This is a genomic window from Pseudarthrobacter sp. SORGH_AS 212 (genome assembly GCF_030818145.1).
Classification (GTDB): domain Bacteria; phylum Actinomycetota; class Actinomycetes; order Actinomycetales; family Micrococcaceae; genus Arthrobacter.
Genome location: NZ_JAUTAA010000001.1, coordinates 244,452 through 259,081, shown reverse-complemented (window position 1 = coordinate 259,081; position 14,630 = coordinate 244,452). Strand labels below are relative to the sequence as shown.

The window sequence follows — 14,630 nt, the reverse complement described above, 5'->3', positions numbered from 1 at the left end:
CACGCTTGTTATTCACCCGCGAGCCGCCGTAAACTGGAGGCCGCGGCAGTAATGCCGCGAACCTGTGCCACCATAGTCTTCACCTGCCGACTGCCGATTCCACAGTCCCCGAAGGGACCCCTGCGAGAGAGGGACGCCATGTACTGTCCGTTCTGCCGCAATCCCGATTCCCGGGTCGTGGACAGCCGGATGGCTGACGACGGGTCCGCCATCCGCCGGCGCCGCCAGTGCCCGGAGTGCGGGCGCAGGTTCACCACCGTGGAGACCACCAGCCTGTCGGTCATCAAACGGTCCGGTGTCGGCGAACCCTTCAGCCGCAGCAAGGTCATCAACGGCGTCCGCAAGGCCTGCCAGGGGCGCCCTGTGAGTGAAGACGACCTCGCCATGCTGGCGCAGGAAGTCGAAGAGCAGATCCGCGCTTCCGGCGCCGCGGAAATCGACGCCCATGAGGTGGGCCTGGTCATTCTTGGTCCGCTGCAGAAGCTGGACGAGGTCGCCTACCTTCGCTTCGCGAGCGTCTACCAGGCCTTCGAATCCCTCGAGGACTTTGAGGCAGCCATCGCCCAGCTCCGCCACGAGGCGCAGGAAGATGCCACTGAAAGCCCTGCCACGCCGCGAAAGCCGGAAAAGACTTCCCTATAAGACTTCCGGCGGCAGCTGCGGAGGGGAAGCCGCAGCTGCCGCCGGTACCTCACCCGCCCATGGCGCGGCACGACCAGCCGCGAACGTCCACTGCCGCCGCCCGGTGGATTACTAAAAGGCAGAACACCAAAACGCAGAACACCCCTTCCGGATCCGGAAGGGGTGTTCTGCGTAGGCCGGGTGGGCCGGCGTCGCGGCGCAGCCTACTTGGCGAGTTTGTGCTTGAGGGCTATTTCGACTGCGGCGCCCACAATCCCGGCTTCGTTCCGGAGCACCGCCGGGACAATCGGGGTGCGGAGCTTGAGGTTGGGCAGGTATTCGTCGGCACGCTTGGAGATGCCGCCGCCAACAATGAACAGTTCGGGGGAGAACAGGAACTCGACGTGGGAGAAGTAGCGCTGCAGCAGTACGCTGTATTCGTCCCAGGACAGCCCGTCCCGCTCACGTGCCACGGCGGAAGCCTTGGTCTCTGCATCGAAACCGTCCACCTCCAGGTGGCCCAGCTCCGCGTTCGGGACGAGCTTCCCGTCGAAGATGAAAGCCGAGCCGATCCCGGTGCCAAGCGTGATGACCAGGACGGTTCCCTTCACGCCTTCGCCAGCGCCGTAGCGGGCTTCCGCGAGTCCGGCGGCATCGGCGTCGTTGATCACCTCAACCGGGCGGCCCAGCCGGGCAGTGAGGAGGGCATCGATGTCGGTGTCGAGCCAGCTCTTGTCCACATTCGCGGCGGAGTGGACCACGCCGTGCTGGATGATGCCGGGGAAGGTCACCCCGACCGGTGAGCCGGCCTCCGGGGCCTCCGGACGCGCGGAAAGCTCAGCTACCACCAGTGCCACGGCCTCGGCCACGGCCTCTGGGGTGGCCGGCTGCGGTGTGGGCACACGGAACCGGTCGCCCAGGAGCTTGCCCTTTTTCAGGTCGACGATGCCGCCCTTGATTCCCGTGCCTCCGATGTCGATGCCGATCAGCGGGGCGTTCTTGTGCGACTTCTCGTCTTTCTTGGCCAATGGGTTTCCGTTCGTGGCAGGGGACGGGCAGGGAATAGGGTGCAGGTGGCGTGCAGCTCCCGCGGACCTGTTAGGTCGCAGTGCGGCGCGTTACGGCAGGGTGAGGACTTCGGCGCCGTTATCGGTGACGAGGAGGGTGTGCTCGAACTGGGCGGTGCGCTTGTGGTCTTTGGTGACAACGGTCCAGTCGTCGGCCCACATGTCCCATTCCACAGTGCCCAGGGTGAGCATCGGCTCAATGGTGAAGACCATGCCGGCTTCGATGACGGTGTTGTAGGCCGGGGCGGCGTCGTAGTGCGGGATGATCAGCCCGGTGTGGAAAGCCTCGCCCACGCCGTGCCCGGTGAAGTCCCGGACCACACCGTAGCCGAAGCGCTTGGCGTAGGACTGGATGGCGCGGCCGATGACGTTGATTTCGCGGCCCGGGGCAACGGCCTTGATGGCCCTGTTCAGGGATTCCTGCGTCCGTTCAACCAGCAGCCGGGAATCCTCATCCACGTCCCCCACCAGGAAGGTGTGGTTGGTGTCGCCGTGTACACCGTTGATGAAGGCGGTGATGTCGATGTTGATGATGTCGCCGTCCCGGACCACCGTGCTGTCCGGGATGCCGTGGCAGATGACCTCGTTCAGCGAAGAGCACAGCGATTTGGGAAAGCCCCGGTAGCCGAGGGTGGAGGGGTAGGCGTTGTGGTCGAGGAGGAACTCATGGCCCACCTTGTCCAGCTGGTCGGTGGTGACACCGGGCTGAATGTGTTTTCCCACCTCGACGATGGCCTGCGCCGCGATCTTCCCCGCGATGCGGATCTTTTCGATGGTCTCCGCGGATTTCACCTCGGAGCCGGTGAACTTGGCCGGGGCGGGTTTGCCCACATACTCCGGGCGGGGGATGGACTCCGGGACGGGACGCTGCGGGCTGACGGTACCGGGGGTGAGGGTGCCGATGGGTGCAGTCGAGGCAAGGGAAGGCATAGATTGATCATATAAGGCACCACAGAACGCCTAACAACCGCGAAGCCGGGTATGCCGCCGTACGAATCAACGTTACGCGGATCACGTTCCGGACGCGCCGGCCGAACCCGAGGAGCAGCAATGCCTGAGTACTGGTACAACGTCAATACCCACGAGGTCGAAGAGGACAGGCTTTCCGACTGGAGCCAGCTGATCGGGCCCTACAAGACGAGGGAAGAGGCCGAGCACGCGATCGAGAAGGTCCGCGCCCGGAACGAGACCTGGGAAAAGGGCGACGACGACTGACGGGCAGGTGCCCGCCCGGAAGCAGGTGCCGGCCTAGAAGGAGTGCTCGGGTCCAGGGAACTGCCCGGTCCGGACGTCGTCGCCGTACTGCGTGGCTGCGTCGAGCAGCGTGCTGCGCAGGTCCGCGTACTGCTTGACGAACTTGGCCATCCGGCCGCCGCGAAGTCCGGCCATGTCCTGCCAGACGAGCACCTGGCCGGTGGTTTCCTTGCCGGCCCCGATGCCCACGGTGGGAACGTCGACGGCGGCGTCCACGGCGGCCGCCGTCTCCGCCGGGACCATCTCCATCAGGACACAGAACGCGCCCGCCCCGGCCAAAGCGACGGCGTCGTCAATCAGGCGCTGCGCATCGTCGCCGCGGCCCTGGACCCGGTAGCCGCCCAGGGCATGTTCGCTCTGCGGGGTGAAACCGATGTGGGCCATGACAGGTACACCGGCCTGGACCATGGCCCGGACGGTGGGGGCATAGTAGGCGCCGCCTTCGATCTTGACCGCATGAGCCAGGCCCTCTTTCAGGAAGCGCACGCCGGTGGCCACGGCCTGCTCCGCGGAGACCTCGTAGCTGCCGAAGGGCAGGTCCGCCACCACCAGTGCGCGTTTGGCGGTACGCGCAACCGCCCGGCAGAGGGGGAGGAGCTCGTCAACGGTGACGGGCAGGGAGGTCTCGTTCCCAAAGACATTGTTGGAAGCGGAGTCACCCACCAGGAGGACCTCGATCCCGGCGGCGTCGAAGATTTCGGCAGTGTACTGCTCGTAGGCGGTCAACATCGCGAACCGGGTCCCGTCCCGCTTGGCCTGCTGCAGGTGGTGGATACGCACCTTGGCCGGCTTCCGCTCAGCTGCGGGCGCCGGCTGCGCGGGGCCGCTGCCGTAGGGGGCGGGTACTTCGGCGGACGCGCGTGATTCGGAGCTGTTGGAGGCCATGGGACGAGCGTAGTGCGGTACCGGCCGTCCAAGCTACCGCGGGGGCGGGCGGCAAAGGTGATAACCGTCATACCCAAGGGCGCCGGCCCGCTGCCGGGGAACGGGAAAACCGGCGCCGCGGGCTGCCGTGGACCGTGCGGCAGGTTAATGCTGTGTTACGTGCGGCGCAGGCTCAAGCATCGGCGTCGAATGCTTAGTACAGTGTTTGTGAACTGCTGCCGGCTTTCCCCATGCGTGGACCCGGAGCATGGACGTTGACCGGAGAAGAGGCCATCATGGACCGCCAGCAAGAGTTTGTCCTGCGCACAATCGAAGAGCGCGACGTACGTTTCGTGCGCCTGTGGTTTACCGACGTCGTGGGATCGCTGAAGTCCGTGGCGCTGGCGCCGGCCGAGGTTGAAGGGGCGTTCGAGGAAGGCCTCGGCTTCGACGGCTCCTCCATCGAAGGCCTGGCCAGGGTCTTTGAATCGGACATGCTGCTGCAGCCAGACCCGGCAACCTTCCAGATCCTGCCGTGGCGTGGCGAGACTGAACAGACCTCACGGATGTTCTGCGACATTCTGACCCCTGACGGCGAGCCTTCCACCGCTGATCCACGGAATGTCCTCAAACGGACTCTTGCCAAAGCCGCGGACATGGGCTTCACCTGTTATACGCACCCTGAGATCGAGTTCTACCTGCTCAAGTCCCAGGAACCAGGCCCCGACGGCGCGCCGGTACCGGTGGACGAGGGCGGCTATTTCGACCACGTGCCCGGCGGCGTCGCCCAGGACTTCCGCCGGACGGCCGTGACCATGCTGGAGTCGGTGGGAATCTCGGTGGAGTTCAGCCACCACGAAGGCGGCCCGGGCCAGAACGAAATCGACCTCCGCTACGCCGACGCCCTGCAGACGGCGGACAACATCATGACGTTCCGCACGGTCATCAAGGAGGTCGCCCTCCAGCAGGGAACCTACGCCACCTTTATGCCGAAGCCGTTCACCGCCCACCCCGGCTCAGGCATGCACACCCACTTCTCGCTTTTCGAAGGCGACAGCAACGCGTTCTTCGAAGCCGGCGCGGAATATCAGCTCTCCAAGACCGCCCGACAGTTCATCGCCGGCATCCTCAAGCACGCGCCGGAATTCACCGCCGTCACCAACCAGTTCGTCAACTCCTACAAGCGGCTCTGGGGCGGCGGCGAGGCGCCCAGCTACCTCAGCTGGGGCCACAACAACCGCTCCGCACTGGTCCGCGTGCCGCTGTACAAGCCGGGCAAGGGCCAGTCTGCCCGGATCGAATACCGCGGCATCGATTCGGCCGCCAACCCCTACCTGGCCTATGCGGTGCTCCTGGGCGCCGGGCTCAAGGGCATTGAGGAAGGCTACGACCTCCCCGCCGCAGCCGAGGACGATGTCTGGTCGCTGAGCTCGGCCGAACGCCGGGCCATGGGCCACGACCCCCTGCCGGCCAGCCTCCATGACGCCATCCGCACCATGGAGGACTCGGAACTCATGCCGCAAATCCTGGGCGAGCAGGTCTTCGAGCACTTCCTCCGCAACAAGCGCGCGGAATGGCAGGACTACCGGCTGCAGGTGACGCCCTACGAACTGCAGCGCAACCTCGGCATCCTCTAGGCGGCGGGCGTGAGCCTGGCACGCCGCCTCATCGCGGCCGGTTTCAGCGACCTGGACAAAGGCGAACGCTTCCTGGGGGCCCGTGAGCTGGAGGGGCTGGACCAGGACCGGCTGTTTGCCGGGCTGCACATTGCGGCGAGTCCTGACGCCGCGCTGCAGTCCCTGGTCAGGTTGATCGAGAAATATCCGGACCTGCGGGCCACCGCGGGAGCTGACCTTGAGACCAGCGAGCCGCTGTACCGGGTGCTCGGCGCTTCCGAGGCGCTGGGCGAGTTCCTCATCAGGCACCCGGAGCACCTGGCGGCTTTCGACGTCCGGACCAGCCCGGAGCCCTTGCCGGCCGATCCCGCGGACCTGCGGGCCACACTGCTGCAGGCCGTGGGCGCCGACCCGCGCGCATCACGGCCGGTGGCGTCGACCACCGGTCCTGACGCGTACGCTGCCCTGCGCACGGCGTACCGCAGGGGAGTGGTGGACCTGGCCATCAAGGATCTCTGCGCAGCGGACCCGCTGGACTTCCTGCCCTCCGTGGGAGGCGAGTTGGCCGACCTCGCCGGCGCGGCCATCGAAGCCGGCCTTGCCGTGTCGCGGGCCGAGGCGGCAGAACAGTTCGACGCCGCCGACGTCGCCGACGTGGGTTTGGCGGTCATCGGGATGGGCAAATGCGGCGCCCGCGAGCTGAACTACATCTCCGACGTCGACGTCATCTACGTCATTGATGCCGGGCAGCTGGAGGACGCGCAAGCCAACACCATCGGAACAGCGCTGGCCAGCGGGATCTCCCGCGCCATCTCCTCCGTGGCCCGCGAACCCGGCCTCTGGGAGGTCGACGCGAACCTGAGGCCGGAGGGCAAGTCCGGGCCGCTGGTTCGCACCTTGGCTTCCCACGAGGCCTACTATGCCCGCTGGGCTGAAAGCTGGGAGTTCCAGGCGCTGCTGAAGGCGCGCACCATCGCAGGGGATGCCCGGCTGGGCCGCCGGTATGAGGAAGCGGTGGCCCCGCTGATCTGGAATTCCGCCAGCCGCGACGGGTTCGTCGAGTCGGTGCAGGCCATGCGCCGCCGGGTGACCGAGCACATCCCCGCTGCCGAGGAGCAGCGGCAGATCAAGTTGGGCCGCGGCGGCCTGCGCGATGTGGAGTTCACCGTCCAGTTGCTGCAGCTGGTCCACGGCAAGGCGGATGAGACATTACGACGCCGGGACACCACGTCGGCGATTGCGGCACTGTCGGCGGGCGGCTACATCGGACGCACGGACGCCGCAGCCTTCGACAACGCCTACCGGTACCTTCGGCTCCTGGAGCACCGGATCCAGCTGTTCCAGCTGCGCCGCACCCACCTGATGCCGGTGGCCGAACCGGCATTGCGTGCCCTGGCGAAGGCGGTTCTTGGCCCGTTCTCCAATGAGCGGCCGCACCCCGATGCCCTGCTGGCCGCCTGGCAAAAGACCAAACGGTCCGTCCGGGAACTGCATGAACGGATCTTCTACAGGCCACTGCTCAACACGGCGGCCAAACTCAGCAGTGAGGATGCCAGGCTCACCCCTGAGGCAGCGCAGGCCCGGTTGGCGGCGCTGGGATACAGTGACCCGCAGGGCGCCATGCGGCACATCGAAGCCCTGACGGCCGGTGTCAGCCGGCGTGCTGCCCTGCAGCGCCAACTGCTACCCATCCTCCTCGACTGGCTCGCCGAGGGGGTGGATCCCGACGCCGGCCTGCTGGCCTTCCGCCGGGTCAGCGAGGCCCTGGGAACCACCCACTGGTACCTTGGCCTGCTCCGCGACTCGAACGCCGCCGCCGAACGGCTCTGCCACATGCTTTCCAACTCGCGGCTGATTGCCGACCTGTTGGAAGTGTCCCCGGAATCGGTTGCCTGGCTGGGGCAGGACAAGGACCTTGTTCCGGTGTCCTTCGAGGCGCAGTGGCAGGAAATTACGTCCAAGATGTCACGGCACTCGGATCCGGAAAGCGCCATGCGCCTGATCCGGCTCATCCGCCGGAGGGAAATCCTCCGCATCGCCGTGGCTGATTCGGCCGGGCTGCTGGACCAGGACCAGGTGGGCTCTGCCCTCGCGGATACGGACCGGGCCGCCGTCCTGGGTGCCCTGCGCGTGGCCGAGGGGATCGTGTCCGCCGGTGGCCCCCTGAAAACCGCGGTGCTGGTGGTTGCCATGGGCCGGCAGGGCGGGCGGGAAATCGGGTACGGCTCCGACGCCGATGTCATGTACGTCCACCGGGCCCTGCCGGGCTTTTCCGAGGCTGAGGCCCAGGAACAGGCGGGGAGGATCGTCGCCAAGGTGTCCAGCCTGCTGACCCAGCCGTTGAAGCCGGCCATTATGGCCGAACGCGTCCTGCAGATGGACGCTGACCTTCGGCCGGAAGGCAAGAACGGGGCCATGGTCCGCTCCCTGGAATCCTTCGCCGAGTACTACCGGCGGTGGTCACTGATCTGGGAAGCCCAGGCGCTGCTCCGCGCCCGTCCAATGGCCGGTGACGACGGCCTCGCCGCCGACTTCCTGGCCCTGATCGACCCCATTCGCTATCCCGAGTCCGTCGCGGGGCAGGACATCCGGGAGATCCGCAGGGTCAAGGCCCGGGTGGAGTCGGAACGGCTGCCCCGCGGCGCCGATCCCGCCCGGGGGCACCTGAAGCTGGGCCGCGGCGGCCTGAGCGACGTCGAATGGCTTGTCCAGCTGCTCCAGCTCCAGCACGCCGGAGAACACCCGGAGCTGCGGACCACGTCCACCCTTCCGGCGCTGGAGGCCGCGGCTGCGCTTGGGCTGCTGTCCCGGGACGACGCCGGGACGCTGGCGCAGGCCTGGCGGCTCGCCAGCAGGATCAGGTCCGCGAACGTCATCTGGAACGGCAAGGCCTCCGACCTTCTGCCCTCATCCCGGCGCGACCTGGAAGCGGTGGCCCGGTGGTGCGGCTACGAGCCCGGCCACGCCGCAGCCCTGGAGGAGGACTACCTGCGGGTCAGCCGGCGTGCACGTGGAGTCTTTGAGCGCATTTTCTATGGGCACTGACGGATTCTTCGGGTCAGTTTGGATCATCCCGCTGCGGGACCTGGATGCGGACGCCCAGGCAATCCAGCTGGACGCTGTGGCAAGGCTCCAGCTCGGGCCCGGCCAGGAGAGATTCGTGGGTGATCCTCTGCGGATGGCCCTCACGGGCCTGGCCGAAGAGGGGCGGCACCCCTTCGTGATGGAGGCCGGCGGGCGGGCCATAGGCGTGCTCACCCTGCAGTCAGGAGCAGCCACCCTGGCCGGCTGGCCGGAGGACGGCTCCGCCTGGCTGCTACGGGGATTCCTTGTGGACCGGCGCCACCAGGGCAAAGGCCTGGGAACGCTGGGAGCTGCCGCCGCCGTGGTGGCGGCAGGAAAACTCGAGCGCCGGCACCCAACGGGTGCTTCCGGCGTCGTACTCTCCGTCAACGAGGCCAATGGCCCGGGGCTGGCCGCATACCTGAAGGCCGGCTTCGTGGACCACGGCCGGTACACCGGTGGATCTGCGGGGCCGCAGCGGACCCTGTTCATGCCGTTCGCCCAGGCCACAATGAGGTAACACCCGCGGGCCGTTATTGCGTTGGGAAACCGTTTATTCGATGATGTGGAATGGCGGTGTTCTTCAACCTTGTTGGGGGGAAGGCTCGAACAGTCTTCGTCTCGGGGGGCATTCGTCAGGAGGCCTGGCTCCCGGTCTCAGCACGTCTGGAGCCGGGCCTCCACCTTTTAACCACTCCGGGCATTCGGCCCGGGAACGCGAAAGGCGGCCACCGGATCACCGGTGGCCGCCTTTTGCTGTCTCAGCGGGCCTGGCGGTACTGCCAGGCGGAGTGGAGACTAGACGCCGTAATAGAGCTCGAACTCGTAGGGGTTCGGGCGCAGGGACAGCGGGCGGATCTCGTTCTCGTACTTGTACTCGATCCAGGTGTCAATCAGGTCCTGGGTGAAGACGCCGCCGGCCTGCAGGAACTCGTTGTCCTCGCGCAGTGCTTCCAGGGCTTCTTCCAGGGTGCCCGGAGCCTTGGGGATGTCCTTGGCTTCCTCGGCGGGCAGTTCGTAGAGGTCCTTGTCGATCGGTGCCGGGGGCTCGATGCGGTTGCGGATGCCGTCAATGCCGGCCATCAGCTGGGCAGCGAACGCCAGGTACGGGTTCGAGGAGGGGTCCGGAGCGCGGAATTCGATGCGCTTGGCCTTCGGGTTGGAACCGGTGATCGGGATGCGGATACCGGCGGAGCGGTTGCCCTGCGAGTACACCATGTTGACCGGAGCTTCGAAGCCCTTGACCAGGCGGCGGTAGGAGTTGACCGTCGGGTTGGTGAAGGCCAGGACGGCGTCGGCGTGCTTCAGCAGGCCGCCGATGTACCAGCGGGCAGTGTCGGACAGGCCGGCGTAGCCCTTCTCGTCGTAGAACAGCGGATCGCCGTTGCTCCACAGCGACTGGTGGCAGTGCATGCCCGAGCCGTTGTCACCGAAGACCGGCTTCGGCATGAAGGTGACCGACTTGCCCCAGGCGTCAGCGGTGTTCTTGATGACGTACTTGAACTTCTGCAGGTCATCGGCAGCGTGGGTCAGGGTAGTGAACTTGTAGTTGATCTCGGCCTGGCCGGCGGATCCAACTTCGTGGTGGCTGCGCTCGACCTCAAGGCCTGCCTCATCCAGGGCAACACACATGGCGTCGCGCAGGTCGGCCTGCTTGTCCGTGGGGGAAACCGGGAAGTAGCCGCCCTTGACGGGGGTCTTGTAACCGAGGTTTCCACCCTCTTCCTCACGGCCGGTGTTCCAGTGCGCTTCTTCGGAGTCGATCTTGTAGAAGCTGCCCTGCGGGGAGGACTGGTACTGGACGTTGTCGAAGACGAAGAACTCGGCCTCGGGAGCGAAGAACGCGGTGTCGGCGATGCCGGTGGAAGCCAGGTATGCCTCGGCCTTCTCGGCCACGCCGCGGGGGTCCCGGTGGTAGGGATCGCCGGTGCGCGGGTTCACGATGGAGAAGTTCAGCGCGAGGGTCTTTTCCATGCGGAAGGTGTCCAGGAACGCGGTGGTCACATCGGGGATCAGCTGCATGTCCGATTCGGCGATGCCCTGGAAGCCACGGATGGAAGAACCGTCGAAGAGCTGGCCGTTGACGAAGAAGTCAGCATCAACGCTCTTAGCCGGAACGTTGAAGTGCTGCTGGACGCCGGGAAGGTCGGTGAAGCGGATATCGACGAACTTTACATCTTCGTCCTTGATGAACTTGAGGACTTCGTCCGCAGTCTTGAACATCTATGCTCCTAACGCATATGTAAATATCTGGCCTCAGCCATATGATCCAGCGCAATCCGAAAGCAGGGAAGACGCAAGGTTTTCCCTGCTGTGGCCCTGCCGCAGATACCTGCCGGGGAGATTGCTTGAAACTGCTAACAGCCTATGGACGCGGCATTTCCCGTCCGTGTCCACATTGTTTCGGGCAGGTTACAGAATGCCCTGTTATGACCACGCTATCGGGTGTCCACACTGTGGTCTAACCCCATCCGCGATGTGGGCGCCGTACACCGGGCCGGCGCGTGGGGTCGAGCCCGGTAAACTTGAACGGTGGTAGATCGCAAAGACCTTGGCTCCTGGCTCACCGGGCCGGACACGTCCGGCATTTCCAAGTACCCCGGTGAGCGCCTGGGCTTGCCCGAATCGGGGCCGGGGTCCATTGCCCGGGCGGGCCGGCGGATCGTTGCCATCATGATCGACTGGGGCATCGCCCTGCTGATCAGCAACTTCGCCTTCGCCGGCGACGCATGGGCAACCTTGGGAATCTTCGCCCTTGAGCAGATCCTCCTGGTGGGCACGCTCGGATACAGCATCGGCCACCGCGTGGTGGGTATTTCGGTGGTGCGCCCCGGCGGCGGGACGCCCGGGCCGTTGGCCGCCTTGGTGCGGGCCGTACTGCTGTGCCTGGTGATCCCGGCCGTGATCTTTGATCCCGACCAGCGCGGCCTGCACGACAAAGCGATGAACACACTGCTGATCCGCCGCTAGCAGACGCGGGTGGGGGCTGGCGCTAGGCCTGGCTTTCTTCCGACACCTTGGACCGGCTGGTTTCCGGGGCCGGTGCGACGGCGTCGGCGGCAGCCAGCAAACCGCGCTTATCGGCCCAGCGTTCGAAGAGAATGGTGGCGAACGGGAAGACCGCTGAGAGTCCGGCAAAAAGCGCCACGGTGAACGGCCAGCGCTGCAGGCGCCAGAGCACCAGGGCCGCCACGCCGTAGCCAACAAACAGAGCTCCATGGATAGGTCCGGCCACCTGCACACCGGTCTCGGTGGTGCCGGCAATCCATTTGAAGTACATACCGATCAGCAGGGCTGCCCAGCTGAAAGCTTCGGCGACGGCGAGGATACGGAAAGCGCGGATGGCCACGTTGCGAAGGGGCATGGGTTGTCCTGTCCTGTAAGGCGGTCGTCATCGTTGGTTGGCGGGGCGCCGTTAACTGCTTGGGCGGGGTATTTTGCTGGCCTACGGAAACGGCCTGTTCAAGAAAAACGCCCCGGCTGCCGGAGGGATCCGGTGGCCGGGGCGCTGTTTAGGCCTAGCGTCCGCGGTTGGGGCGGGCTTTGTAGGGGTCGATGCCCTTGGGGATGGGCAGCCGGTTCCCCAGGGATGCGATCCGCTTGGAAACGGCATTCACTTCAAGCTTGGTCAGTTCCTTCTTCAGCTTGCCCATCTTCTTTGCCACCTGGCTGATGGGCACCTGGCCCTCGCCGCGGCCGCTTTCGATGACGTGCACCGTCACGTTGGGCAGGATCCTGGCAAGGCGCTTGCGCTCGGCGTCGAGCAGCGGCTTCACCCGGAGCGTGGGGCCTTCGCTGACCAGTACGACGCCGGGACGGCCGATGGCGCGAAAGACGGCATCCTGCGTGCGCGGGTTGACGGCGACGGGCTGTTCCTCAGTGATCCAGCCGCGGCGGAGGGTACCCAGTGCGGCGCCTGAAGCCCCGGGCTGGTTTTCGATCTGGGCGAAGGCCGCCCGTTCCGCGCGCCGGGACAGGATCAGCGTGGCGCCGAGCAGGCCCAGCGGAATGCCGATGATCAGGCCGGTGATCCAGTTTTCAAGCCAGTAGCCCACCAGGAAGCTGACGGCCACAACGCCCAGGAAGACCAGCAGCATCAGCCACGGGACCATGGGGTCGTGGCGGCGGGTCATGTTGAAGACCTCGCCGATCTGCTTGAGGCGGCTGGGCTTTTTGACCTTCGCCTCTTTCGGCTTGCGGGAGAACAGGCCGCGCTTTGCCGCGCTGGAGTCCGCCGGGGTGGAGTTGCTGGAGTCAGGGGATTTCGCCATAGTGCCTCAATTCTACGTGACCAAAGCCGAAGGGCCGGACGCCGGAAAGATCCGGTGTCCGGCCCTGGGCGGCTGTGGCTGCCGGGTCAGGAACGGGCGGCCAGGAGGGTGCTGGCTTCCTGGCGGGTGGTGCCGGAGTCCTGGATGCCGTCGGCGATGTGGGCGAGTTCGGCGGGGATGTCGCGGCCTTTTTTGCGCATGGCGGTGGCCCAGAGGCGGCCGGCGCGGTAGGAGGAGCGGACCAGGGGGCCGGACATGACGCCGAGGAAGCCGATCTCTTCGGCTTCGTGCTGGAGGTCGACGAATTCCTGGGGTTTGACCCACCTGTCTACGGGGAGGTGGCGTTCGGAGGGGCGGAGGTATTGGGTGATGGTGATCAGGTCGCAGCCGGCCTGGTGGAGGTCGCGGAGGGCTTCGGAGATTTCTTCGCGGGTTTCGCCCATGCCGAGGATGAGGTTGGATTTGGTGACCATGCCCAGGTTCCGGCCCTGGGTGATGACGTCGAGGGAGCGTTCGTAGCGGAATGCGGGGCGGATGCGCTTGAAGATCCGGGGGACGGTTTCGACGTTGTGGGCGAAGACCTCGGGTGTGGAGTCGCAGATCGCCTTGATGTGGCTGGGGTTGCCGGAGAAGTCGGGGATGAGGAGTTCGACGCCGGTGCCGGGGTTCAGTTCGTGGATTTTGCGGACGGTTTCGGCGTAGAGCCAGACGCCTTCGTCTTCGAGGTCGTCGCGGGCCACGCCGGTGACGGTGGCGTAGCGCAGTTGCATGGATTGGACGGAGCGGGCCACTTTGGTGGGTTCGAACCTGTCCACGGGGGAGGGTTTGCCGGTGTCGATCTGGCAGAAGTCGCAGCGGCGGGTGCATTCGGAGCCGCCGATGAGGAAGGTGGCTTCCTTGTCTTCCCAGCATTCGAAGATGTTGGGGCAGCCGGCTTCTTCGCAGACGGTGTGCAGGCCTTCTTTTTTGACCAGGTTCTTGAGCTGGACGAATTCCGGGCCCATCTGGACTTTGGCCTTGATCCATTCCGGTTTGCGTTCCACCGGGACAGCCGCGTTGCGCTGCTCGATCCGCAGCAACTTCCGGCCTTCGGGTGCCAATGTCACAGTAGAGCTCCTTCGGGGCTTGAAACGAGTGCTTCTTCGTGCTTGCGGAATTCTTCCACGAAGCGTTCGGCGATGTCGGCGGGACGGATGTCCTTCCCGGTTTCCCGGGACATGGTTGTAACGCCGGCGTCGGTGATGCCGCAGGCGATGATCTGCCCGTAGGGGGCGAGGTCGTTACTGCAGTTGATGGCGACACCGTGCATGGTCACGCCGTTGAGGACACGGATGCCGATGGCGGCGATCTTGCGGTCGGGCCCGTTGGCGTCGGCCTTGACCCATACACCGGCGCGGCCCTTGATGCGTTCAGCTCGGATGCCGTAATCGGCCATGACGGCGATCATGACGGCTTCGAGCCGCTCCACATAGTCACGGATCCCGGCGCGGTTCCTCAGTTTCAGGATGGGGTACGCGATGAGCTGGCCCGGACCATGCCAGGTGAGCTTGCCACCGCGGTCCACGGCCACCACGGGAGTCCCGTCGAAAGGCCGTTCGTGGTCCTCGGTCAGCTTGCCTGCGGTGTAAACGGCTGCGTGCTCCAGCAGGAGCACGGTGCTGGGTGCCTCACCGGCCACCACTTTTCCGTGAAGTTCGCGTTGAAGGTCCCAGGCGTGCTGGTAATCAACGAACTCCGGGGCAAGACCCAGCCCTGAAAACTCAAGAGTCATGCCTTCCAGCTTAGACCCCGCAGCGCCGCGGACTGGGTTTAGTGTCTAAGCTCACCAGCGGCCTTCACCTGCGCCCACAATGTGACTGAAGGCCGCTCCGGCT

14 protein-coding genes are annotated in these 14,630 nt (G+C 65.8%); 6 read left to right on the top strand and 8 right to left on the bottom strand.

The genetic code is table 11. From position 1 onward, the window contains the following. Nucleotides 1-138 precede the first annotated feature (138 nt). Nucleotides 139-642 carry a transcriptional regulator NrdR gene (nrdR, locus tag QE394_RS01135; protein ID WP_056077502.1) on the top strand — a complete coding sequence of 168 codons (504 nt, stop codon included), beginning with the start codon at nucleotides 139-141 and terminating at the stop codon, nucleotides 640-642. Between the two features lie 203 nt (nucleotides 643-845). Here nrdR and ppgK read toward each other — a convergent pair whose 3' ends face one another. Together ppgK and map are read right to left on the bottom strand one after the other, a co-directional pair. Further along, nucleotides 846-1,649 carry a polyphosphate--glucose phosphotransferase gene (gene ppgK, locus QE394_RS01130; protein WP_056077499.1) on the bottom strand — a complete coding sequence of 268 codons (804 nt, stop codon included), beginning with the start codon at nucleotides 1,647-1,649 and terminating at the stop codon, nucleotides 846-848. 90 nt (nucleotides 1,650-1,739) lie between these two features. Beyond that, complete coding sequence (gene map / locus QE394_RS01125; protein WP_349033541.1) at nucleotides 1,740-2,618, bottom strand: type I methionyl aminopeptidase; 879 nt, start codon at nucleotides 2,616-2,618, stop codon at nucleotides 1,740-1,742. 120 nt (nucleotides 2,619-2,738) lie between these two features. On the opposite strand from map, the gene QE394_RS01120 reads away from it, so the two are divergent. Next, a complete protein-coding gene (locus QE394_RS01120; protein ID WP_156368347.1) occupies nucleotides 2,739-2,903 on the top strand; it encodes an SPOR domain-containing protein in 165 nt (54 codons plus the stop codon). A 33-nt stretch (nucleotides 2,904-2,936) separates the two neighbouring features. On the opposite strand, the gene panB is transcribed toward QE394_RS01120, so the two are convergent. Continuing rightward, a complete protein-coding gene (gene panB / locus QE394_RS01115) occupies nucleotides 2,937-3,827 on the bottom strand; it encodes a 3-methyl-2-oxobutanoate hydroxymethyltransferase (RefSeq protein WP_261621164.1) in 891 nt (296 codons plus the stop codon). Between the two features lie 275 nt (nucleotides 3,828-4,102). Between panB and QE394_RS01110 the strand changes: the two genes are divergently transcribed. Genes QE394_RS01110 through QE394_RS01100 form a run of 3 tightly spaced genes read left to right on the top strand, consistent with a single transcriptional unit; the run spans nucleotide 4,103 to nucleotide 9,005 of the window. Then, entirely contained in the window at nucleotides 4,103-5,443 is a 1,341-nt protein-coding gene (locus tag QE394_RS01110; protein WP_056077714.1) for a glutamine synthetase family protein, read from the top strand. A 9-nt stretch (nucleotides 5,444-5,452) separates the two neighbouring features. Continuing rightward, nucleotides 5,453-8,467, top strand: a complete 3,015-nt coding sequence (locus tag QE394_RS01105) for a bifunctional [glutamine synthetase] adenylyltransferase/[glutamine synthetase]-adenylyl-L-tyrosine phosphorylase (protein ID WP_349033540.1) — start codon at nucleotides 5,453-5,455, stop codon at nucleotides 8,465-8,467. Further along, nucleotides 8,457-9,005: a GNAT family N-acetyltransferase gene (locus QE394_RS01100; protein ID WP_056077488.1), complete on the top strand. Its 549-nt coding sequence runs from the start codon at nucleotides 8,457-8,459 to the stop codon at nucleotides 9,003-9,005. Before QE394_RS01105 ends, QE394_RS01100 begins: the two co-directional genes overlap by 11 nt. Before the next feature lie 278 nt (nucleotides 9,006-9,283). On the opposite strand, the gene glnA is transcribed toward QE394_RS01100, so the two are convergent. Continuing rightward, entirely contained in the window at nucleotides 9,284-10,708 is a 1,425-nt protein-coding gene (glnA, locus tag QE394_RS01095) for a type I glutamate--ammonia ligase (protein WP_015936802.1), read from the bottom strand. Between the two features lie 309 nt (nucleotides 10,709-11,017). On the opposite strand from glnA, the gene QE394_RS01090 reads away from it, so the two are divergent. Next, entirely contained in the window at nucleotides 11,018-11,455 is a 438-nt protein-coding gene (locus tag QE394_RS01090) for an RDD family protein (protein ID WP_056077435.1), read from the top strand. A 22-nt stretch (nucleotides 11,456-11,477) separates the two neighbouring features. Here QE394_RS01090 and QE394_RS01085 read toward each other — a convergent pair whose 3' ends face one another. The 4 genes from QE394_RS01085 to lipB form a co-directional block, all read right to left on the bottom strand. Beyond that, nucleotides 11,478-11,849 (bottom strand): DUF3817 domain-containing protein, encoded by a 372-nt coding sequence (locus tag QE394_RS01085; RefSeq protein ID WP_056077432.1) that lies wholly within the window; start codon nucleotides 11,847-11,849, stop codon nucleotides 11,478-11,480. A gap of 154 nt (nucleotides 11,850-12,003) precedes the next feature. After that, the gene (locus QE394_RS01080; RefSeq protein WP_056077429.1) at nucleotides 12,004-12,756 is read right to left on the bottom strand and encodes a DUF4191 domain-containing protein; all 753 of its coding nucleotides are present in this window, start codon (nucleotides 12,754-12,756) and stop codon (nucleotides 12,004-12,006) included. A gap of 86 nt (nucleotides 12,757-12,842) precedes the next feature. Further along, nucleotides 12,843-13,862: a lipoyl synthase gene (lipA, locus tag QE394_RS01075; protein ID WP_349033539.1), complete on the bottom strand. Its 1,020-nt coding sequence runs from the start codon at nucleotides 13,860-13,862 to the stop codon at nucleotides 12,843-12,845. After that, nucleotides 13,859-14,527 carry a lipoyl(octanoyl) transferase LipB gene (gene lipB, locus QE394_RS01070; protein ID WP_349033538.1) on the bottom strand — a complete coding sequence of 223 codons (669 nt, stop codon included), beginning with the start codon at nucleotides 14,525-14,527 and terminating at the stop codon, nucleotides 13,859-13,861. The genes lipA and lipB overlap by 4 nt, the downstream gene beginning before the upstream one ends. Nucleotides 14,528-14,630: the final 103 nt, after the last annotated feature.